The organism is Nocardioides marmotae, from assembly GCF_013177455.1.
GTDB lineage: Bacteria > Actinomycetota > Actinomycetes > Propionibacteriales > Nocardioidaceae > Nocardioides > Nocardioides marmotae.
This window is the reverse complement of the sequence record NZ_CP053660.1, coordinates 1,757,229-1,777,866: the sequence shown is the minus strand read 5'-3', so window position 1 is coordinate 1,777,866 and position 20,638 is coordinate 1,757,229. Positions and strand designations below refer to the sequence as shown.

The 20,638-nt window shown below is 73.6% G+C and carries 17 protein-coding genes; 12 read left to right on the top strand and 5 right to left on the bottom strand.

Going from position 1 to position 20,638, the window contains the following annotated elements:
* Complete coding sequence (locus HPC71_RS08570; RefSeq protein ID WP_171896563.1) at positions 1–2,697, bottom strand: bifunctional acetate--CoA ligase family protein/GNAT family N-acetyltransferase; 2,697 nt, start codon at positions 2,695–2,697, stop codon at positions 1–3.
* A 71-nt stretch (positions 2,698–2,768) separates the two neighbouring features.
* On the opposite strand from HPC71_RS08570, the gene HPC71_RS08565 reads away from it, so the two are divergent.
* Genes HPC71_RS08565 through HPC71_RS08550 form a run of 4 tightly spaced genes read left to right on the top strand, consistent with a single transcriptional unit; the run spans position 2,769 to position 8,319 of the window.
* Positions 2,769–5,270: a DNA gyrase/topoisomerase IV subunit A gene (locus tag HPC71_RS08565; protein WP_154615185.1), complete on the top strand. Its 2,502-nt coding sequence runs from the start codon at positions 2,769–2,771 to the stop codon at positions 5,268–5,270.
* Positions 5,271–5,275: 5 nt separating this feature from the next.
* The gene (locus HPC71_RS08560) at positions 5,276–5,995 is read left to right on the top strand and encodes an LppX_LprAFG lipoprotein (protein ID WP_154615184.1); all 720 of its coding nucleotides are present in this window, start codon (positions 5,276–5,278) and stop codon (positions 5,993–5,995) included.
* Positions 5,992–7,797, top strand: a complete 1,806-nt coding sequence (locus HPC71_RS08555) for an MFS transporter (RefSeq protein WP_171896562.1) — start codon at positions 5,992–5,994, stop codon at positions 7,795–7,797. Before HPC71_RS08560 ends, HPC71_RS08555 begins: the two co-directional genes overlap by 4 nt.
* Positions 7,798–7,818: 21 nt before the next feature.
* Positions 7,819–8,319: a beta-class carbonic anhydrase gene (locus HPC71_RS08550; RefSeq protein WP_171896561.1), complete on the top strand. Its 501-nt coding sequence runs from the start codon at positions 7,819–7,821 to the stop codon at positions 8,317–8,319.
* A gap of 30 nt (positions 8,320–8,349) precedes the next feature.
* Here the strand turns inward: HPC71_RS08550 and HPC71_RS08545 are convergent, their stop codons facing one another.
* Entirely contained in the window at positions 8,350–10,086 is a 1,737-nt protein-coding gene (locus tag HPC71_RS08545; RefSeq protein WP_171896560.1) for a glycoside hydrolase family 3 protein, read from the bottom strand.
* Positions 10,087–10,244: 158 nt separating this feature from the next.
* Between HPC71_RS08545 and HPC71_RS08540 the strand changes: the two genes are divergently transcribed.
* The 4 genes from HPC71_RS08540 to HPC71_RS08525 all read left to right on the top strand — a co-directional run bounded on the left by HPC71_RS08540 (position 10,245) and on the right by HPC71_RS08525 (position 14,677).
* On the top strand, positions 10,245–11,201 hold the full coding sequence (locus HPC71_RS08540) for an ABC transporter ATP-binding protein (RefSeq protein WP_216656576.1): 957 nt from the start codon (positions 10,245–10,247) through the stop codon (positions 11,199–11,201).
* A 15-nt stretch (positions 11,202–11,216) separates the two neighbouring features.
* Positions 11,217–12,392 (top strand): ABC transporter permease, encoded by a 1,176-nt coding sequence (locus tag HPC71_RS08535; RefSeq protein WP_154611900.1) that lies wholly within the window; start codon positions 11,217–11,219, stop codon positions 12,390–12,392.
* 10 nt (positions 12,393–12,402) lie between these two features.
* Entirely contained in the window at positions 12,403–13,569 is a 1,167-nt protein-coding gene (locus HPC71_RS08530; protein ID WP_171896559.1) for an ABC transporter permease, read from the top strand.
* 433 nt (positions 13,570–14,002) lie between these two features.
* On the top strand, positions 14,003–14,677 hold the full coding sequence (locus HPC71_RS08525) for a Type 1 glutamine amidotransferase-like domain-containing protein (protein WP_171896558.1): 675 nt from the start codon (positions 14,003–14,005) through the stop codon (positions 14,675–14,677).
* Between the two features lie 167 nt (positions 14,678–14,844).
* Here HPC71_RS08525 and HPC71_RS08520 read toward each other — a convergent pair whose 3' ends face one another.
* On the bottom strand, positions 14,845–15,420 hold the full coding sequence (locus HPC71_RS08520) for a TetR/AcrR family transcriptional regulator (protein WP_154615181.1): 576 nt from the start codon (positions 15,418–15,420) through the stop codon (positions 14,845–14,847).
* A 62-nt stretch (positions 15,421–15,482) separates the two neighbouring features.
* On the opposite strand from HPC71_RS08520, the gene HPC71_RS08515 reads away from it, so the two are divergent.
* Positions 15,483–16,124 carry an NAD(P)H-dependent oxidoreductase gene (locus HPC71_RS08515; RefSeq protein WP_171896557.1) on the top strand — a complete coding sequence of 214 codons (642 nt, stop codon included), beginning with the start codon at positions 15,483–15,485 and terminating at the stop codon, positions 16,122–16,124.
* Between the two features lie 3 nt (positions 16,125–16,127).
* On the opposite strand, the gene HPC71_RS08510 is transcribed toward HPC71_RS08515, so the two are convergent.
* A complete protein-coding gene (locus HPC71_RS08510) occupies positions 16,128–16,352 on the bottom strand; it encodes a hypothetical protein (RefSeq protein WP_154615179.1) in 225 nt (74 codons plus the stop codon).
* Between the two features lie 83 nt (positions 16,353–16,435).
* Complete coding sequence (locus HPC71_RS08505; RefSeq protein WP_257866210.1) at positions 16,436–18,607, bottom strand: DNA gyrase/topoisomerase IV subunit B; 2,172 nt, start codon at positions 18,605–18,607, stop codon at positions 16,436–16,438.
* A gap of 365 nt (positions 18,608–18,972) precedes the next feature.
* Here HPC71_RS08505 and HPC71_RS08500 point away from each other — a divergent pair, with 365 nt between their 5' ends.
* The 3 genes from HPC71_RS08500 to HPC71_RS08490 all read left to right on the top strand — a co-directional run bounded on the left by HPC71_RS08500 (position 18,973) and on the right by HPC71_RS08490 (position 20,631).
* Entirely contained in the window at positions 18,973–19,203 is a 231-nt protein-coding gene (locus HPC71_RS08500) for a DUF7455 domain-containing protein (RefSeq protein WP_171896556.1), read from the top strand.
* Between the two features lie 97 nt (positions 19,204–19,300).
* Positions 19,301–19,777, top strand: a complete 477-nt coding sequence (locus HPC71_RS08495) for a DUF456 domain-containing protein (protein WP_216656575.1) — start codon at positions 19,301–19,303, stop codon at positions 19,775–19,777.
* Positions 19,777–20,631 (top strand): DMT family transporter, encoded by an 855-nt coding sequence (locus HPC71_RS08490; protein WP_154611907.1) that lies wholly within the window; start codon positions 19,777–19,779, stop codon positions 20,629–20,631. The genes HPC71_RS08495 and HPC71_RS08490 overlap by 1 nt, the downstream gene beginning before the upstream one ends.
* Positions 20,632–20,638: the final 7 nt, after the last annotated feature.

The window sequence follows — 20,638 nt, the reverse complement described above, 5'->3', positions numbered from 1 at the left end:
TCAGCCCGGGATGGTGTCGCCGGGCAGGGCCGGCATCCGCCGTACGAACCAGTCCGAGCGCGGGTCGGTGACCGGCTCCACGCGGGCGGCCGCGGTCAGCACGCTCGACCCGTGCGCCCCGGCGAGCACGAGCGAGAGCTCGAGCGACCGGACCTGCGGCAGGTCGTTCTGCAGCTGGGAGATCCGCAGGATCAGCCGCTCCACCTCGGCGACGTCGACGACCTCGCTGCCGCGGTAGCCGAAGAGCATCGGCGCGGCCTTGATCTCGCGCACCATCGCCGCGGCGTCCCGCTCGCTCAGCGGCGGGATCCGGTAGGAGCGGTCGCTGAGCAGGTCGGTGATCGGCCCGGAGATGCCGAAGGAGACGACAGGGCCGAAGAGCGGGTCCTCGATCGAGCGGATCGAGACCGGCACACCCGGCTGGGCGACCTTCTGCACCACGAAGCCGGCGCCGGCGGCGTCGCCGATGACCGAGGACAGCGACTCCCACGCGTCGGCCATCTCCTCGGGCGAGTCGATGTTGCGCCACACGTGGGCCAGGTCGGGCCGCTCGCGCAGGTGGTCGGCGGTCGCCTTGAGCACGACGTCCCAGCCCAGCTCCTCGCCGGCCCGGTGGGCCTCCTCGAGGGTGGCGACCCGCCGCAGCGGCCACAGCTCCACGCCGTACGCCGCCAGCAGCTCCGCCAGCGTCGTCTGGTCCAGCTCGGTGCCCTCCGGCTGCTCGCGCAGCACCCGGTCGACGACCGTCTGGGCGGCCCGGCGGTCGACGGCGTCGCCGACCCGCGGCGGGGCGTCGGGGGCGCGCAGCCACACGGCGTACTCCACGACCCGGGCGAGCGCGCGCACGGCGTACTCCACCGCGGGGTAGGACGGCACCGAGCCGCGGCCGGCGGTGGAGCCGGCCACGTCGGGCACGCGCAGCAGCTCGGGCACGCCCTCGGCGCCGAGGAAGGAGGAGACCAGCGGCTTGTCGGACTGCTCGCCGACGGCGGCCAGCACGTTCGCGACGTCCTCGCCGGAGACGTTGAGCGGCGGGATGTAGACCGCGACGACCGAGTCGATCTCGGGGTCGTCGATCGCGGCGTCGAGGGCGTCCTCGAAGTCCTCGGCGGTGGCGTCGGCGCCGAGGGCGACCGACTTGTTGACCACCAGCCCGACGGCGGCGGCGGCGTCGGCGGCGAGCAGGCCGAGCGCGTCGGAGTTGCCGACGATCGCGACCCGGCGCCCGCGCGGCAGCGGCTGGTGGGCCAGCAGCTGGGCGACGTCGAACATCTCCTCGAGGGTGTCGACCTGGATCACCCCGGCCTGGCGGAACATCGCGTCGACGGCCTGCGGCGGCGCGGAGATGCGGCGCACCGCGTGGCCCATCGGCACGCCCTGGGTGGTCCGGCCCGAGCGGACCGCGATGATCGGCTTGCGCAGCGAGACCCGCCGGGCGATGCGGGAGAACTTGCGCGGGTTGCCGATGGACTCCAGGTAGAGCAGGACGACCTCGGTGGAGTCGTCCTCCTCCCAGTACTGCAGCAGGTCGTTGCCGGAGACGTCGGCGCGGTTGCCGGCGGAGACGAAGGTGGACAGGCCCAGGCCGCGGTTCTGCACCTTCTCCAGGATCGCCGAGCCCAGCGCGCCGGACTGGCAGAAGAACCCGGCGCGGCCACGCGGCGGCATCACCGAGGACAGCGAGGCGTTGATCGAGACCGCCGGGTCGGTGTTGATGATGCCCAGGCAGTTGGGGCCGATCAGGCGCAGGCCGTAGGAGCGGGAGAGCCCCACGAGGCGGCGCTGACGCTGGCGGCCCTCCTCGCCGGTCTCGGCGAAGCCGGAGGAGATGACGACCAGGCCGTGCACGCCCTTGGCGGCGCAGTCGAGCACGACGTCCTGGACCGCCTCGGCCGGGACGGCCACGATCGCGACGTCGACCTCGTCGGGGATGTCGCCGACGGTCTTGTACGCCGGCATGCCGGACACCGCGGCGGCGGTCGGGTTGACGACGTACACGCGTCCGGTGAAGTCGCCGGTGACCAGGTGCCGCACGAGCGCCTGGCCGATGGTGTCCTGGCGCCGCGAGGCGCCGATGACCGCGACCGAGCGCGGGTTGAAGAACCGCTCGATCGAGGCGGCCTCGGCCTTGTGCTCGCGGCCCTGCATCAGCCCGATGGCGGTGTCGGTCGCGGTGATCGGGAACTCCAGGACCAGCACGCCGTCCTCGTACTCGCTGGCCACGTGGTAGCCGGCGTCGCGGAAGGTCTGGATCATCCGGGTGTTGTCGGGGAGCACCTCGGCGAGGAACTTCTCCACCCCGCGCTCCCGGCCGGCCTGGGCGAGGTGCTCGAGCAGCAGCTGGGCGATGCCGCGGCCCTGGTGCTTGTCCTCGACGAGGAAGGCGACCTCGGCCTCGCCGGGCCGGACCACGTCGTAGCGCCCGACCGCGATCATCTGCCCGCTCAGCGTCAGCACGAACGCCACCCGGTCGTGGTGGTCGACCTCGGTGAACCGCTTGACGTCGCGGTCGGAGAGCCGCGGCATCGGCGAGAAGAACCGGTAGTACTTGGAGGTGTCGGAGACCCGGGAGTAGAACTCGACCATCAGCTCGGCGTCGGCGGGGCCGATGGGCCGGATGTGGGCGGTGCGGCCGTCCCGGAGCAGGACGTCGGCCTCCCAGTGCCGGGGGGCGGTGGGGGCGTCCTGCTCGGTCACGAGGAGGAATCTAGCCGGTCGCCGGTGTGCCCCCGGTCCGCGCGGCCGGTGCGGCGGGGACAATGCCGACCATGGCACGACGTACGACTCCCCCGCCGCCCGAGGACTTCGAGGAGCACATCCTCGACACCGACATCCAGCAGGAGATGGAGTCGTCGTTCCTGGAGTACGCCTACTCCGTCATCTACTCCCGGGCGCTCCCCGACGCACGCGACGGCCTCAAGCCGGTCCAGCGCCGGATCCTCTACACGATGAACGACATGGGGCTTCGCCCCGACCGGGGCCACGTCAAGAGCGCCCGCGTCGTCGGTGAGGTCATGGGTCGGCTGCACCCGCACGGCGACGGCGCGATCTACGACGCGATGGTCCGGATGGCCCAGCCGTGGTCGATGCGGCTGCCGTTCATCGACGGCCACGGCAACTTCGGCTCGCCCGACGACTCCCCCGCCGCGATGCGCTACACCGAGGCTCGGATGGCGCCGGCCGCGGTGGCGATGACCGCCTCGATCGACGAGGACACCGTCGACTTCCGGCCCAACTACGACAGCCGCGAGCTCGAGCCGTCGGTGCTGCCGGCGGCCATCCCCAACCTGGTGGTCAACGGCACCACCGGCATCGCGGTCGGCATGGCCACCAACTGCGCCCCGCACAACCTGGTCGAGGTCGTCCAGGCGCTGCGCCACCTGATCAAGGACCCGAAGGCCGGCCTCGACGACCTGATGCGGTTCATCCCCGGCCCCGACCTGCCCACCGGCGGCAAGATCGTCGGCCTCGACGGCATCCGCGACGCCTACGAGACCGGCCGCGGCGTCTTCAAGATGCGCGCCAGCGCCCGCATCGAGAACGTCACCGCCCGCCGCAAGGGCATCGTGGTCACCGAGCTGCCCTACGGCGTCGGCACCGAGAAGGTCATCGAGCGGATCAAGACCCTCGTGCAGGCCAAGAAGCTCCAGGGCATCTCGGACATGAAGGACCTCACCGACCGCGAGCACGGCCTGCGGCTGGTCATCGAGGTCAAGAACGGGTTCGTGCCCGAGGCGCTGCTCGAGCAGCTCTACAAGCTCACGCCGATGGAGGACAGCTTCGGCATCAACAACGTCGCGCTCGTCGACGGCCAGCCCCGCACGCTCGGGCTCAAGGAGCTGCTCGAGGTCTTCCTCGACCACCGCTTCGACGTCGTGCGCCGCCGCTCGGCGTTCCGTCGCGGCAAGGCCGCCGACCGGCTGCACCTGGTCGAGGGCCTGCTCGTGGCGATCCTCGACATCGACGAGGTCATCCAGCTGATCCGCTCCAGCGACAACGCCGAGGAGGCGCGCGGGCGGCTGATGGACGTCTTCGAGCTGACCGAGCCCCAGGCGACGTACATCCTGGAGATGCAGCTGCGCCGGCTCACCAAGTTCTCCCGCATCGAGCTGGAGAAGGAGGCCTCGGAGCTGCAGCGCACCATCGAGGAGCTCGACGCGATCCTGGGCGACGACGCGCTGCTGCGGAAGGTCGTCTCCGACGAGCTCGCCGAGGTCGCCACGACGTACGGCACCCCGCGCCGCACCGTCCTGCTGGAGTCCGCGGGCGCGCCGGTGACCAGCGCCGTGCAGCTCGAGGTCGCCGACGACCCGTGCTTCGTCTACCTCTCCTCCTCCGGGCTGCTCGCGCGCACCGCGAACGACGAGCCGCCCGGCCGGGGCGGCGGGCGCGCCAACCACGACGTCGTGGTCTCCGCGGTGCGGGCCACCGTCCGCGGCGAGGTCGGCGGCCTGACCAGCACCGGCCGGCTGGTGCGCATCGGTGTGCTGGAGCTCCCGCAGCTGCCCGGCACCGCCAACGACCCGCACCTGGCCGGCGGCCTGCCGGTCACCGAGATCCTCGCCCTCGAGGCCGGCGAGCGGCTGCTCGGCCTGTGCACCCTCGCCGCCGACGGGCCGGGCCTGGCGCTCGGCACCCGCCAGGGCGTGGTCAAGCGGGTCAACCCCGAGGTGCTCAACCGCGACGACTGGGAGGTCATCCGGCTCGCCGACGGCGACGAGGTGGTCGGCGCCGTCGAGCTGGCGACCGGCGCGGAGTCGCTGTGCTTCGTCACCACCGACGCCCAGCTGCTGCACTTCGGCGCCGACGCGGTGCGCCCCCAGGGCCGCTCCGGCGGCGGCGTCGCCGGCGTCCGCCTCACCGACGGGGCCTCGGTGCTGTGGTTCGGCGCGGTCGACCCCGACGCCCCCGAGGGCTCGGTCGTCGTCACCGCCTCCGGCTCCTCGACGGCCCTGCCGGGCACCGAGCCCGGCGCGGTCAAGGTGACCCCGTTCTCGGAGTACCCGCCCAAGGGCCGCGCCACCGGCGGCGTGCGCTGCCACCGCTTCCTCAAGGGCGAGGACGCCCTGGTCCTCGCCTGGGTCGGCACCGCCCCGGCGCGCGCGGCGGCGGCCAGCGGGGCGCCGGTCGAGCTGCCGCCGGCCACCGGTCGCCGGGACGGCTCGGGCGTGCCCGGGAGCCAGCCGATCGCCGCCTGCGCGGGGCCCGTGGCGGCCCGGTTCGGTGTGCCGGAAGCCACCGAAGCGGCGCCCGGGGGTGTGGAAGGCTGACGACCATGCTCCGCTCCGTCGGCAGGTCGACCCCTGCCCTGCTGTCCGCGCTCGCCCTCTCCGCCGCCCTGCTCACCGGCTGCTCCGGGGGTGACGAGGACGGCCCGGTCGGGGAGGACCGGACGCCAGAGGAGGTCATGGAGCTGGCCAAGGAGGCCATCGACGAGACCAGCGGGCTCTCGCTCAGCCTGACCACCGACGACCTCCCCGAGGGCGTGACCGGCATCGTCGACGCCACCGGGATCGGCACCCACGCCCCGGCCTTCGAGGGCTCGCTGACCGTGCGGATCCTCGGCCAGGACGCCGAGGTGCCGGTGGTGGCGGTCGACGGCAAGGTCTACGCCCAGGTGCCGTTCACCGACGGGTGGCAGGACATCGACCCCGCGGAGTACGGCGCCCCCGACCCGGCCGAGCTGATGAGCACCGACGCCGGGTTCTCCGCCCTGCTTCCGGCGACGACCGACCTCGAGGAGGGTGAGTCGGTGCGCGGCGGCGCCAACAACGACGAGGTGCTGACCGAGTACACCGGCACCGTCCCCGACACGGTCGTGCAGAACGTCATCCCGGGCGCGGCGGGCGACTTCGACGCGACGTACACCGTCACGGCCGAGGGCCAGCTGCGGACCGCGGTGCTGACCGGGGTCTTCTACGCCGACGCGCCGTCGATGACCTACACGATCGGCTTCGACGACTACGGCACCACGAAGGACATCACCGCCCCGTGAGCCACTCCGACCCGGCGGCCGGGAGGCGCACACCCCGGCTGCTGCTCGTGCTCGCCTCGGTGGCCGTGGCCTTCGCCGCCGCCGACACCTACGTCGTCGTGCTGGCGCTGCCGGACATGATGACCGGCGCGGGGATCTCGGTGGAGCAGCTGCAGAAGGCGGCGCCGATCATCTCCGGCTTCCTGCTGGGGTACGTCGCCATGCTGCCGCTCATCGGGCGGATCGCCGACCTGCGCGGCCGCACCCCGGTGCTCGTCGCCGCGCTGGTGCTCTTCGCCTTCGGCTCGCTGGTGACCGCGGCCGCCTACGACCTGCCGAGCATGGTGGCGGGCCGGTTCCTCCAGGGCGTCGGCGGCGGCGGGCTCGTGCCGGCGACGCTGGCGCTGGTGGCCGACCTCTATCCCGCCGAGCGGCGCGGCGTGCCGCTCGGGCTGGTCTCGGCCGTCCAGGAGCTCGGCAGCGTCCTCGGCCCGCTGCTGGGCGCCGTGGTGCTCTCGGTCGCCGACTGGCGCGCGATCTTCCTGCTCAACCTCGCCGTCGGCCTCGTCCTCGCCGCGGCGATCGCCTCGCTGCGCTCCGCCGCGCCGGCGGGCGGCCTCGACGCCGCCGATCCAGCTGGGAGTCCACCGCGACGCGGCCTGCCCGACCTGCTCGGGCTGCTGCTGGCCGCGGTGGCCGCGGTGGCCGGTGGACTGGTCTTCCTGCGGCCCAGCCAGCTGCTGCGCGACCTGACCTGGGGCCAGCTGTTCGTGCCGTACGTCGGCGAGGGCCGTTGGCTGACCCCGGTCGGCCTGGTGGCGATCGGGGCGTCGGTGCTGCTCGTGGTCCGCTGCGCGACCGCGCGGCGCCCGCTGGTGGACCTGCGCTCGTGGTGGCGCGCGGCCCGCGAGGCCGACCTGACGGGCGCGCTGCTGCTGGCGATCGCCCTCGGCGGGGTGATCCTGGCCTTCGCGACCGCCGACCCGAAGGTGCAGGTCTTCTCCGACCAGGGCCTCTGGTACCTCCTCGGCGGCGCGATCGGCGCGGCCGCCTTCGTGGTGCACGTGCGCCGCGCCGAGGCGCCCCTCGTGCCGGCCGGTGCGCTGCGCCGCACGCCCGCGTGGGGCGCGGTGCTGGTCAGCTTCTTCGTCGGCGCCGCCCTCATCGCCGCGCTCATCGACATCCCCCTCTTCGCGCGCACCACGATCCACCGCGACTCCCAGCTGATGGCCGCCTTGGTGCTGCTCCGCTTCCTCGTCGCCCTGCCGGTCGGCGCGGTCGTCGGCGGCTGGCTGACCCGGCGCGTGGGCGCCGGCGTGATCACCGCCGCCGGGATGGGCCTGGCCGCGCTCGGCTTCGCGCTGATGACCCAGTGGGAGGTCGACAGCCTCGAGCACCTCTCCGCCGACCTCACCCTCGTCGTCTGCGGCTTCGGCTTCGGGCTGGCGCTCGCGCCGGTCAACGCCGCGGTGCTCGCCAGCACCGACGACGACGTGCACGGCGTGGCGAGCGCGATGGTCGTCGTCGCCCGGATGGTCGGCATGCTCGTCGGCATCTCCGCGCTCACCGCGATCGGCCTGCGCCGCTACTACGCCCACCTCGCCGACAACCCGCTCCCCTCGGCCCGCGAGGTCTGCGGGGACCGCACCCGCTGCGCGGCGTACTCCGACCTGCTCGCGGCCGCCGGCATCCCCCAGGAGCACGCCGTCTTCGCCGGCGCGGCCGTCGCCGCGGTGATCGCCGGCCTGCTCGCGCTCGTCGTCTTCCGGGGCGCCGCGACCAAGGCCGTCTCGACCGCCGAGGTGCTGCGCGCCCGCGCCTGAGCGTCCGCTACGTTGCGGTCCGTGGCTGACCCGGACTTCGACGACCTGCTCGCCGCGAACCAGCGTTTCGCGGAGACCTTCGACCTCGCCGGCTTCGATGGCGTCGCCCACGCGGGCGTCGCCATCGTGACCTGCATGGACTCGCGGATCGACCCGCTCGGGATGCTCGGGCTCAAGCCCGGCGACGCGAAGATCTTCCGCAACCCCGGCGGCCGCGTCACGCCGCAGGCGCTGGAGGCGCTCGTGCTCGGCGTGCACCTGCTCAACGTGGAGCGGATCCTCGTGGTCCCCCACACCCGCTGCGCCGTCGCCTCGAGCACCGAGGACGAGCTGCGCGAGCGGGTCGGCGCCTCCGCCGGGCAGGACGCCACCTGGCAGCCCTTCCCGGTCGTCACCGACCAGCGCGCCACGCTCGCCGACGACGTGCACAAGGTGAGCAGCCACCCGCTCGTCCCGGACTCGGTGAAGATCGGCGGCTTCATCTACGACGTCGACACCGGGCTGCTCGAGCGCGTCGTCTGAGCCGGTCCTCGCCGGAGGTCGGCGGCTGCGTCAGCAGCCGCGGCGCTCGACGCCGCTGACCGTGACCGGCAGCCGCCCGCGGGCGCGCTCCCGGCCGGCCAGCACGGCCACGAGCGCGCTCATCGAGGCCGGGTCCGAGCCGTACGTCGCGATCCGCACCGGCGCGGTCGAGGTGCCCAGCACCCACGGCCGGTCGGTGGCCACGACGATCCCCGAGCCCGGCGCGGAGCCGCCCGGGCCGACCAGGTGCACCGGCGTGCCGTCGACGACCTGCCGCGGCTCGGCGCGTCGCCAGGCGGCCAGCCGCCGGCGGTCCTTGCGCTTGTTGCCCGTGCGCTCGGGCCGCGGCGGCTTGACGTAGCGGACGGTGCCGAGGGCCAGGCCGGCCCGGCGGGCGGCCGCGCGGAACGACGCCACTGCGCCGGCCTCGCCCAGCGGCACGACCGGCCCGCGGGCGATCCGGCCCGAGCAGGGGCCGGCCACGACCGTGACCGCGCCCGCGGCGAGCCGCCGGGCCGCGCCCGCTGCGGAGCCGGGCGCGGCTCCCCTCCCGTCGTCCGCGTGGTGCTCCAGCAGCGCCACCATCCGGGTGGCTGACTGCTCGAGCCGGCGGCGCGAGAGCCGGCCCTCGCGGACCGCCCGCACGATCGAGGCGCGCGCCGCGGCCGGGTCGGCCGGCATCAGCACGACGTCGCCGCCCGCGGCCAGGAACCGCACCGCCGGCTGCGGCCGCCCGCGCACCGCGGCCATCTCCAGGGCGTCGCTGACCACCAGCCCCTCGAACTCGAGCCGCTCGCGCAGCAGGCCGTGCACCACCGGCCGCGACAGCGTGGCCGGTACGCCGGGGTCGACCGCCTGCACGGCGATGTGGCCGACCATGATCGCCGGCAGGCCGGCCTCCACGGCCGCCTCGAACGGCGCCAGGTCGGTGCGCGCCAGCTCGGCGACGCCTCGGCGCTGGACCGGCAGCCCCACGTGGCTGTCGGTGGTCAGCGAGCCGTGACCCGGGAAGTGCTTGACGACCGGCACCACGCCGGCCGCGCGCAGGCCTCGGGCCGCGGCGATCGACTGGGCAGCGACCACCGCCGGGGTCGACCCCGGTGAGCGGGACCCGATGACCGGGTCGCTCGGGCCCGCAGTCACGTCGGCGACCGGTGCCAGGTCGACGTTGAGCCCGAGACCGCGCAGCTCGGCGCCCAGCGCGCGGTAGGCCCGCTTGGTCAGGTCCCGGTCGGCGGCCGCGCCGGCGGCCATGAAGGCGGGGTAGGAGGTGGTGGCTCCCCCGACCCGCTCGACGATCCCGCCCTCCTGGTCGACCGCCGTCATCAGCGGCCACCCGCGGTCCGCGTCGCGCTGGAGGCGCCGCAGCGACGCGGCGAGCGCCTCGGGGCCGGCGACGTTGTCGGAGAAGACCACCACGCCGCCCAGGTGGAGCGAGCGCACTTGTCCGCTGGGTGCCCGCGTGCCGTCGTACCGCGCGACGATGAGCTGGCCCGCCAGCTCGGGCAGCCGCAGCCGCCGCACCTGCCGGGCTGCCCGGTCGAGCTCGGCCCGGGTCGGCCCCCAGCCGGTCTCCAGGCCGAGCCGCTCCGACGGGCTCGGCGGGGTCTCCGTGCTCTCGGGGCTCCCCGGGGACTGCTCGGCGCTCCCCTGCTCCCCTGGGCCGGCGGCCGGCGACGAGCCGTCACCGGTGCAGCCGGCGGTCAGCGCGAGCGCCGCGGTCGCGGCGACGAGCGCGCGGGCGGCGCGGCGGTTGCGGACGAGCACCCGGCCCATGCTGCCAGCCGGCCCTGCGCCGTCCCGCCCGCCCCGGGGCTCGTCGAGCGCATCGAGCAGCTCGCGCGGATGATCGACTCCGAGGGAACAGGATCGCCGACAGCAGCCCCCGCACTCCAGGCACGAGTGACCTGCGCTAGCGTCGGCGGGTGATCGAGACCACGGGGCCTGCAGACGTCCTGGTCGTCGACTCCCTGGTACGCCGCTTCGGCGACCTGACCGCGGTCGACGGGGTCTCGTTCCGGATCGCTCCGGGTGAGACCTACGGGTTGCTCGGGCCCAACGGCGCCGGCAAGACGACCACCATCTCGATGGTCTCCGGGCTGATCGCCGCGGACTCCGGCACGGTCACCGTCGCCGGCCGCCCGATGACGCCGCGCACCACCGAGCCCAAGAAGCACGTGGGTCTGGTGCCGCAGGAGCTGGCGATCTACCCCGACCTCTCGGCCCGGGAGAACCTCGTCTTCTTCGGCAGTCTCCAGGGCATGCGCGGCGCAGGGCTGACCTCCCGTGTCGACGCGGTGCTCGAGCTGATCGGCCTGACCGACCGGGCCAAGGACCTGAGCAAGGAGTACTCCGGCGGCATGAAGCGCCGGCTCAACATCGGCATCGGGCTGCTGCACCAGCCGACCCTGCTGATCCTCGACGAGCCGACCGTGGGGGTCGATCCGCAATCGCGCAACGCGATCCTGGAGTCGGTCGAGGCACTCTCGGTCGAAGGCATGGCGGTGCTCTACACCACGCACTACATGGAGGAGGCCGAGCGCCTCTGCGACCGCATCGGGATCATCGACTCCGGCAAGCTCCAGGCCGAGGGCACCCGCGATGAGCTGATCAGGCTCACCGGCGGAGTCGACACCATCAGGATCGCAGGCAGCGGGGACCTCGGGTCCGCCGCCGACACGCTGCGCGCGATCCCCGGGGTAGAACGGGTCGTCGCCGACCGGCACTCCGCCACTCTCACCGTGCGGGACGCCCCCGCGCTGATCGCCGAGGTGGTCGGCACCGCCGCCGGCCAGGGCGTCACCCTCTCCGACGTCGAGGTCTCCCGGCCCGACCTCGAGTCGGTCTTCCTCCATCTCACGGGCAAGGCCCTGAGGGACTGAGGGCGAGGACCGACCATGCGTCAGCTGCTGATCCTCACCCTGACCGACCTGCGGCAACGGATCCGCGACAAGTCGGTGCTGATCTTCGCCGTCGTCGTGCCCCTGGCCTTGATGTTCGTCTTCAACCTGGTCTTCGGCAGCACCGACGAGGTGGAGCTCGAGCCACTCACCGTCGCGGTCTCGGCGCCAGCCGGGGACGAGCTCGCCCAGGTCCTGACCAGCGTGGTCCGCACCCTCGACGGTGAGAGCGGCCTGGACGTCACGGTCCGCGAGGTCGACGCCGCGGCCGGCCGTCAGGAGGTCGAGGACGGCGACGCCGCGATGGCACTGGTCATTCCTCGCGGCTTCGGCCAGGCCGCCCAGGCAGGGGAGCCGGTCACCGTGGAGGCGGTGCGCGGCGACGAGGCCGGGGTCGAGGCGACCATCGTGCTCGCGGTCGTCGACGGGGTGCTCGACCAGTTCGCCCACGATGCGGCCACTGCCCGCGCAGGCCTGGCCGAGGGCGTCCCGCCCGAACAGCTGGCCGCGCTGGCGCAACGGGCCTCGAGTGACGGGCCGGCGTACAGCCTGACCCAGGGCGAGGCCTCGGACGAGCAGCTCGACCCCGGCGCCGCCCTGGTCGCAGGACAGACCGGTCTCTTCCTGATGTTCACCGTCAGCTTCGGGGTCACCGGCCTGCTGCTGGAACGAGAGACTGGGACGCTGAGGCGCCTGCGCTCGATGCCGATGCCCGCGTGGCGGATCGTCGCGTCCAAGGCTCTGGTCAGCTTCCTCCTCGGCGTGATCGCCAGTGCTGTTCTGCTCACCGTCGGCGGCCTCCTCTTCGATGCCAGTTTCGGCTCGCCGCTGGCCGTGGCCGCCCTCGTCATGTGCGTCTCGGCAGCCGCGACCTCGGTGATGTTCCTGATCGTGCGCATCGCCCGCACCAGCGAGCAGGCCAGCGTGGCCACCTCCATCGTCGCCGTGGTGCTCGGGGTCGGCGGCGGCGCCTTCTTCCCCGTCAGCGCGGCAGGCGCCTTCGCCCCGTTGCTCGACCTCAACCCCGTCGCAGCGCTGTCCCGCGGGCTGGGCATCACCGCCTCCGGTGGTGGCCTGGGAGACGTCGGCGCGCCGATCCTGGTCATGCTGGGCTTCGCCGCGGTGATGGTCCTGCTCTCTCGCCTCGCGCCTGACCGGGGAGCACTCTCGTGAGGGGGTCGTGGTGAGGAACGTCGCGACTGTGGCGGGCGTCGAGCTGCGGCTCTTCTTGCGCGACCGCGCCAACATCTTCTTCGCCTTCATCTTCCCGCTGCTGCTGGTGCTGATGATCGGCGCCCAGTTCGGTGTGGGAGCGACCACCGGCCGGGTAGCGGTCAGTGAGGGTGGCGACAGCGCCCTGGGTGCCGCTCTGGTCACAGGGCTCGAGTCCGAGGACGTCGAGGTCAGCGATCCGGGGTGGGAGGCCGCCCTGCAGCAGCTGGCCCGAGGCCGAATCGACGTCGCCGTCCGGGTGGACGACGCCGCGCAAGCGGCACACGAGTCGGGCGAAGGGGTCGCCCTGACGATGGTGCGCGGCTCGTCGCCTAATGCCCAGGTCGTGGAGCAGGAGGTGCGCAGTGCGATCGCCAACATCCAGGCAGCCCGCGGCCAGGTGGCGGCGCTCGAGGGGTACGGCGTACCAGCCGATCGCGCCGCGGCCGCCCTGGCGACCGCGCAGCAGGAGCTGAGCGAGCCAGTCCTGGAGGTCATCGACGTCGACGAGCTCAGCGAGGAGTTCGAGGGACTCGGGCAGTTCGACCTCGGAGCCTCGGGACAGCTGCTGCTTTTCGTCTTCCTCTCCACCCTGGCGGGCGCGGCCACGTTGATCCAGGCCAGGCGGCTCGGAGTCATCTCCCGGATGCTGGCCGGACCGATCTCGACCACCCAGCTGATCGCCGGCGAGACACTGGGCCGCTGGATGATCGGCCTCTTCCAGGGCGGCTACATCATGGTCGCCACCTCGTTGCTCTTCGGCGTCAGCTGGGGCAACCTCTGGCTCTCGTTGCTGGCGCTGGCCATCTTCGCCCTGGTCGCGTCCGGGGCGGCGATCCTGCTCGGCACGCTGTTGGAGAACCCGGGCGCGGCGGGCGGCGTCGGCATCGGACTCGGGCTGGTGCTAGCCGCGCTGGGCGGCGCGATGCTGCCGCTGGAGCTCTTCCCCGACACCATGCGCTCGGTCGCCCACCTCACCCCGCATGCCTGGGCGTACGACGCGTTCGCGGAAATCCAGCGCCGCGGCGGCGGCCTGCTCGACATCTGGCCCCAGCTCGGCGTGCTCGCCGGGATGGCGCTGCTCCTGCTGGCGCTCGGCGCCTGGTCGCTGCGGCGCAGCCTGTCCCGGGCGATGTGAGCACGACATGGCCGTCAACCGGAGCCGGAGGGCAACGGTCGCGCGTCGGCGCAAGCGCGGCATGGCCCACGTCGAGCACGATCTGACCGATGCCCAGTAGTCCGCGCTCAAGACCGCCTGGGGTGTGCCTACTGCTGCGGTGCGACCGACAAGGCGTTGCAGCGAGACTGTGTCCTGCCGATCTCGCGCGGCGGTCGCGACACGCTCACCACCAACGCGCCGGCCTGCGGGTCGTAACGCCAGCAGGTGCAACGACGAGGTGACCGCCTGGTTGCGGCGCAAGCGCCTGGACGAGCGGGCCTTCCTGGCGAGGGCGGGAGCGGACGAGCACCCGTCCCATGCTGCCAGGATCGGTCCGAGGGCGATGATTCCGGTGGCCCTCACCGGTCTGCCCGGCGGACCCGACCCGACCGCGCCCAGACCCGGAGGACCCGTGAAGCTGCTGCTCACCTCAGGCGGTGTCACCAACCCCAGCATCCACGCCGCGCTGGAGACCATGCTCGGCCGGCCGGTCTCGGAGTGCCACGCCCTGGTCGTCCCGACTGCGCAGTGGGGCCACCCCGCGTGCGGGCCGGGCTCCGTGCGCGGCCTGGTGGCCGCCCAGCCCACCTGGGCGCCCTCCACCGGCCTCGACTGGGCCTCGCTCGGGGTGCTCGAGCTGACCGCGCTCCCCTCGATCGGGCGCGAGCGGTGGGAGCCGTGGGTGCGCGAGGCCGACGTGCTCCTCGTCGACGGCGGCGACGCGACGTACCTGTGTCACTGGCTGCGGGAGTCCGGCCTGGCCGAGCTGCTCCCGTCCCTGCACGACACGGTCTGGGTCGGGGTGAGCGCGGGGAGCATGGTGCTGACGCCGCGGATCGGCGACTACTTCGTCGAGTGGTCGGGCGCGCCGGACGACCGGACGCTGGGCCTGGTGGACTTCTCGATCTTCCCGCACCTCGACCTGTTCCCGACCAACACGCTGGCCGACGCCGAGCGCTGGGCGGCCGACCTGGGCAACCCGGCGTACGTGATCGACGAGCAGACCGCGATCGCGGTCGTCGACGGCGTCCCCGAGGTGGTCTCCGAGGGCCGCTGGGTCGCCCTCGGCGAGCAGACCGTGGCCTAGCCGCCCACCTGGCGCACGAGCGCGCGGAGCGCCGGGCGGGCGTCTGCCCCATGCTGCCAGCCCGGTCCGACCCACCGACGTACCGAAGTGCTCGAGCCACCCGCGACACGCCGGTCAGCGAGCGTCCGAGCGGTTGTCGGTACGTCCGCCGGTCGCCCGGGCAGTCCCTAGCGCACGAGCGCGCGGAGCGCCGGGCCGACCTGCGCGCGCTCGAGCTGGCGCTCGCCGACGAGGGTGGCCAGGCCGTGCACGGTGCCCCAGAACGCCGTCCCCAGCGCCTCGAGGTCCTCGGCGGCGCGGCCGCGGTCGGCCAGCCAGGCCGCGACGCACTCGGCCAGCAGCGCCTCGTTGCGGGCGATGAGCGGCCCTCGCTCGGGGCCCGGGTCCTGCGGCGGGCACAGCTCGGGGTCGAAGACCAGTGCGAAGGCGTGCGGCCGCTCGGCTGCGAAGGACACGTAGGCCTCCCCGACCGCCACCAGGCGCTCGGCGGGGTCGCTCTCCGCGGCCGCGGCGCCCTCCTGCCGGGCCAGGAAGTCGGCCATGCACGCGTCGCCGATCGCCTTGAGCAGGCCGCCGCGGTCGCCGAAGTGGTGGTACGGCGCCGCGTGGCTCACCCCGGCCCGCCGCGCCACCTCGCGCAGGCTCACCCGGGCCGGCGCCTGCTCCTCCAGCAGCTCGGTGCCCGCATCGAGGAGGGCGCGGCGGAGGTCACCGTGGTGGTAGCCGGACGAGGATCTTGACACGCGAAAGATCCTAGCGCAGGCTGGTGGTGCCCGATCTTTACAGCGACAAGTTGGAGGCCATCGTGCCCCGAGTCCTCGTCATCGACGCCCACCCCGACGACCGGTCGCTGTGCGCGGCACTCGCCGAGCGGTACGCCGCCGGCGCCCGCGCAGGCGGCGCCGAGGTCGAGCTGCTCGCCCTGCGCGACCTGGAGGTCGACCTCAACCTGCGCCGCGGCCTGCACGGCGACCAGCCGACCGAGCCCGACCTCGTCCGCGCCCGCGCGGCCCTGGTCGCCGCCGACCACGTCGCGGTGATCACCCCCGTGTGGTGGGGCTCGGTGCCCGCGCTGCTCAAGGGCTTCCTCGACCGGGCGCTGGAGCGCGGCTGGGCCTACCGCTACCGCGACAACGGCATGCCGGAGGGCCTGCTGGCGGGCCGCTCCGCCCGGGTCGTCGTCACCACCGACTCCCCCGGCTGGTGGCTGCGCGGGCTCATGGGCGACAGCGCTGTGCGTCAGCTGACCCGCAGCACACTGCGCTTCTGCGGTCTGCGGCCCGTCCGCGCCACCCGGATCGGGCAGGTGCACGGCAGCACGGCCGACCAGCGCGCAGCCTGGCTCGACCAGGTCGAGGACCTCGGCCGCGCCGACACCCGGCGTACGCCGCGTCGCGGCAAGCTGATGCCGCCGCTGCCGGCCGCCGAGCCCGAGCCGGTCACCTGACCGTCAGCCCGCGCTCGGCTCGTGCTGGGCGCGGACCTGGGACTCCACGACCAGCAGCACCAGGGAGTTGGCGATCAGCAGCAACCCGAGGACGCCCAGCACCCACACCGCGCTCGCATGGGTCCCCTCCGGCCCGCCCGACACGTGGCACACGAGTGCCGCGACGAGGGTGAGGAAGCCGGACAGCAGCAGGGACGAGCCGAGGACGCGTGCGAGACGGTGAGCCATGGCCCCGCGTTACCCGGGTGGTCCGACAGCGACACCTGGCCGCGCGCCTCGGCGAGCACCCCGCGGCCGGCCGGCCCCCGGGCTCACGCGTCGATCGCCTCGACGTCGACCTCGTAGGCGCCCTGGACGATGAACTCCTTGCGCGGGGCGACGTCGGAGCCCATGAGCAGCTCGAAGACGTTGGCCGCGGCGTCGGCGTCGTCGACGGTGATCCGGCGCAGGGTGCGGTGGCGGGGGTCCATGGTGGTCTCGGCCAGCTGGTCGGCGTCCATCTCACCGAGGCCCTTGTAGCGCTGGACCGGGTCCTTCCACTTGACGTTCTTCTTCTTCAGCTCCGCGAGCTTCCGCTGCAGCTGGTCGTCGGAGTAGGTGTAGACGTACTTCTCCTGGCCCTTGCGCGGGTTGGAGATCTCGATGCGGTGCAGCGGCGGGACGGCGGAGTAGACCCGGCCCTCGCGGATCAGGTCGGGCATGTACTTGAAGAACAGCGTCGCCAGCAGGCAGCGGATGTGCGCGCCGTCGGAGTCTGCGTCGGCCATGAAGATGATCCGGCCGTAGCGGCGGGCGTCGAGGTCGAAGGTCCGGCCCGACCCGGCGCCGACGACCTGGATGATCGAGGCGCACTCGGCGTTCTTGAGCATGTCGCCGACCGAGGCCTTCTGGACGTTGAGGATCTTGCCGCGGATCGGCAGCAGCGCCTGGAACTCGGAGTTGCGCGCGAGCTTGGCGGTGCCGAGCGCGGAGTCACCCTCGACGATGAACAGCTCGGTGCGGTCGTTGTCGGTGGCGCGGCAGTCGGCGAGCTTGGAGGGCAGCGCCGAGGACTCCAGGGCGTTCTTGCGGCGCTGGGTCTCCTTGTGCTGGCGGGCGGCGATGCGGGTCTTGGCCGCGCCGGCCACCTTCTCCATGACCAGCTTGGCCTGGGCCTTCTCCTGGCGCTTGGTCGAGGTGAGGAACTCCTTGAGCTCCGCGGCGACCACCCGGCGTACGACGGTGCGCGCCGCCGGCGTGCCGAGGATCTCCTTGGTCTGGCCCTCGAACTGCGGCTCGGCGAGCCGCACGGTGACCACCGCGGTCATCCCCTCGAGCACGTCGTCCTTGGTGACGTCGTCGTCGTTGACCTTGAGCACCTTCGCGGCCTTCATCGCCTCGTTGAAGGTGCGGGTGATCGCCTGCTCGAAACCGCTGACGTGCGTGCCGCCCTTCGGGGTGGCGATCACGTTGACGAAGGAGCGGACCTCGGTGTCGTAGCCGGTCCCCCACCGCACGGCCACGTCGACCTCGAGCTCCCGCTCCACCTCCTGCGGGGTCATGTGGCCCTTGTCGTCGAGCAGCGGCACCGTCTCGGTGAACGTGCCCGACCCCTGGAGGCGCAGCACCTCGGTCACCGGCTCGTCGCTGGCGAGGAAGTCGGTGAACTCGGTGATGCCGCCGTCGTGGCGGAACTTGTCCTCGACCAGCTCCCCACCGTCGGCAGAGCCACGCAGGTCACGGATCACCAGCTCCAGGCCCGGGACGATGAAGGAGGTCTGCCGGGCGCGGGTGACCAGCTCGTCGTAGACGAAGGCGGCGTCCTTGGTGAAGATCTGGCGGTCGGGCCAGAAGCGGATCCGCGTGCCGGTGCGGCCCTTGGCCACCTTGCCGCCCTTGCGGGTCAGCCCCGAGCGCGGCTCGAAGTCGGCCGCCGGGCCCTCCTCGGCGAAGACGCCGGGGACGCCGCGCCGGAACGAGATGCCCTGGGCCGCCGGGGACCGCTCGACATCGATGTCCATCCGGGTCGAGAGCGCGTTGACCACCGAGAGGCCGACGCCGTGCAGGCCGCCGGTGGCGACGTACGACCCGCCGCCGAACTTGCCGCCGGCGTGCAGCTTGGTCGCCACGACCTCCACGCCGGGCAGACCGGTTTTGGGCTCCTTGTCGGTCGGGATGCCCCGACCGTCGTCGTGGACCTCCGCCGAGCCGTCGGGGTGCAGGGTGACCTCGACCCGGCGGGCGTGGCCGCCGAGGGCCTCGTCGACGCCGTTGTCGATGATCTCCCACAGGCAGTGCATGAGCCCGCGGGTGTCGGTCGACCCGATGTACATCCCGGGGCGCTTGCGGACGGCCTCCAGGCCCTCCAGGACCAGGAGGTGCGCGGCGTTGTAGGCGTTCTCGGCGATCGTGGGGCTCCTGCGGTGGGGCGGGTCCGGCGGCCCGGCAGGGCCGGCGCCGGGTCGTCGGCGGTCCGTCGACGGGCTCGTGTCGAATCTACCCACGACACGCCGCGGGCCCGGGGTGCCACGCCACGACCCGCCACCACTACGGTGAGCCGCAGCACAACCGCACCTCCCGAGCAGCGCCGCAGCACCCCGCTGGAGTCACGATGCGGACACGATCCACACCCGGTGGATCGATTCGCGCACCACGGCGACCAGCACCGCGTCACACTTCGTAGGACCAGGCGTTGTCCCCCAGAAAGGGTGAACGTGGTCCGGGCGACACCGTCCGGGGCATGGAAACCCCGAGATCGGGCAACTCTGTCCGTGATGAGATCGACGTGTCAGGCACCACGTGGCCGCGGGAATCCCTGGCCCCGCCTCTACGTTGAGCAAGACACCGAGACACTAGAAATGAGGCCGATGTGACCACCACCGTTGCACCCAGCGCCCCGCTGACGGCTGCGGACCGCTGCGACCGTTGCGGAGCCCAGGCCTACCTCCGTGTGGAGCTCCAGACCGGCGGAGAGCTGCTGTTCTGCGCCCACCACGCACGCGAGCACGGCGACAAGCTCAAGGAGATCGCGGCCAACGTCGTCGACGAGACCCACAAGCTCTCCGGCGCCCCTGCGGCCGCCTCGGACGACGAGCGCTGACCACCAGACCACCAACAGACGTCGACGGCCCCGGACCACGTCCGGGGCCGTTCTTCATTTCCGGCGGCGGTGCGCAGGGCGTGGGAGGGTGGCGCCCGTGAGCCTGCTCGAAGTCCTGGTCGCCCTGGCCATCCTGGTCGGCATCATCGGGATCGTGGTCCCCGTGCTGCCCGGCACGCTGCTGGTGCTGGCGGCGGTGCTGGTCTGGACCATCCAGGTCGGCGGCGCGACCGCCTGGAGCGTCCTCGCGGTCGCCACCGCCCTCCTCGCGCTCGGCGCGGTGGTCAAGTACGCCGTCCCGGGCCGTCGCCTCAAGGACGCCGGCATCCCCGGGTCGACCCTCGTGGTCGGCGGCCTGCTCGGCGTGGTCGGCTTCTTCGTCGTCCCCGTGGTCGGCCTGCTCCTCGGCTTCGTGCTCGGCGTCTACCTCGCCGAGCACCGGCGGGTCGGGCCGGCGCTGGCGTGGCCCTCGACCAAGCACGCCCTGCGCGCCGCCGGCCTCAGCCTCCTCATCGAGCTCCTCGCCGCGCTGGCCGCGGCCGCGGTGTGGGTCGTCGGGGTCGTCGCGACCTGATGGGCGCCCTGCTCGCCCTGGGCGCGGCCCTCGCCTACGGGGTCGGCGACTTCGTCGGCGGCTTCGCCTCCCAGCGGGTCTCGCCCTGGGCCGTCGTGCTGACCGCGCAGCTGGGCGGCGCGGCCGCCGTGCTCGGCGTGGCCACGGTGGTCGACGGTTCGCCGACCGGCGCCGACCTCGCCTGGGCCGTCCTCGGGGGCGTGGGCAACGGCCTCGGCACCGCCTGTCTGTACCGCGGGCTCTCCTCGGGCCGGATGGGCGTGGTGGCCCCGGTCTCCGGGGTCAGCGCGACGCTGCTCCCCGTGCTCGTCGCCGTCGCCTCGGGCGAGCGCCCCGGCGCCCTGGTCTGGCTCGGGACCGCCGCCGCCCTCCCGGCCATCTGGCTGGTCGCCCGCGAGCCCGCCTCCGCCAGCGTGCCGCCCCGCCTCGGACTCTCGCCGCGCCCCCGGACCGGCGCGCTCGACGGCCTCCTGGCGGGGCTCGGCTTCGGCACGCTCTTCGTCGCCCTGGCCGAGATCCCCGAGGAGGCGGGGCTGCTCCCCCTCGCCCTCAACCAGCTCGTCGCCGGCCTCGCCGTCGTCGCGGTGGCCCTCGTCGTCCGCGCCGCCTGGGTCCCCCGGCAGCGGTGGGCCGCGGTGGGCCTGGTCAGCGGGGTGCTCGGCGCCACCGCGACCGGGTGCTTCATGCTCGCCACCCGCGAGGGCTACCTCACGGTCGCGGCCGTGCTGACCTCGCTCTACCCCGCCGTCACCGTGGTGCTCGCCGCGGTGCTGCTGCGCGAGGCGGTGCACCGCAGCCAGGCCCTCGGGCTGGTGCTGTGCGCGGGCGCGGTCGTGCTGGTCGCCGCCGGCTGAGCGGCGG

Excerpts from the sequence above, each read along its gene's own strand:
- HPC71_RS08535 (WP_154611900.1), top strand. The coding sequence starts at position 11,217 with ATGCGTCAGCTGCTGATCCTCACCCTGACCGACCTGCGGCAACGGATC.
- HPC71_RS08565 (WP_154615185.1), top strand. The coding sequence starts at position 2,769 with ATGGCACGACGTACGACTCCCCCGCCGCCCGAGGACTTCGAGGAGCAC.
- HPC71_RS08510 (WP_154615179.1), bottom strand. The coding sequence starts at position 16,352 with ATGGCTCACCGTCTCGCACGCGTCCTCGGCTCGTCCCTGCTGCTGTCC.
- HPC71_RS08560 (WP_154615184.1), top strand. The coding sequence starts at position 5,276 with ATGCTCCGCTCCGTCGGCAGGTCGACCCCTGCCCTGCTGTCCGCGCTC.
- HPC71_RS08490 (WP_154611907.1), top strand. The coding sequence starts at position 19,777 with ATGGGCGCCCTGCTCGCCCTGGGCGCGGCCCTCGCCTACGGGGTCGGC.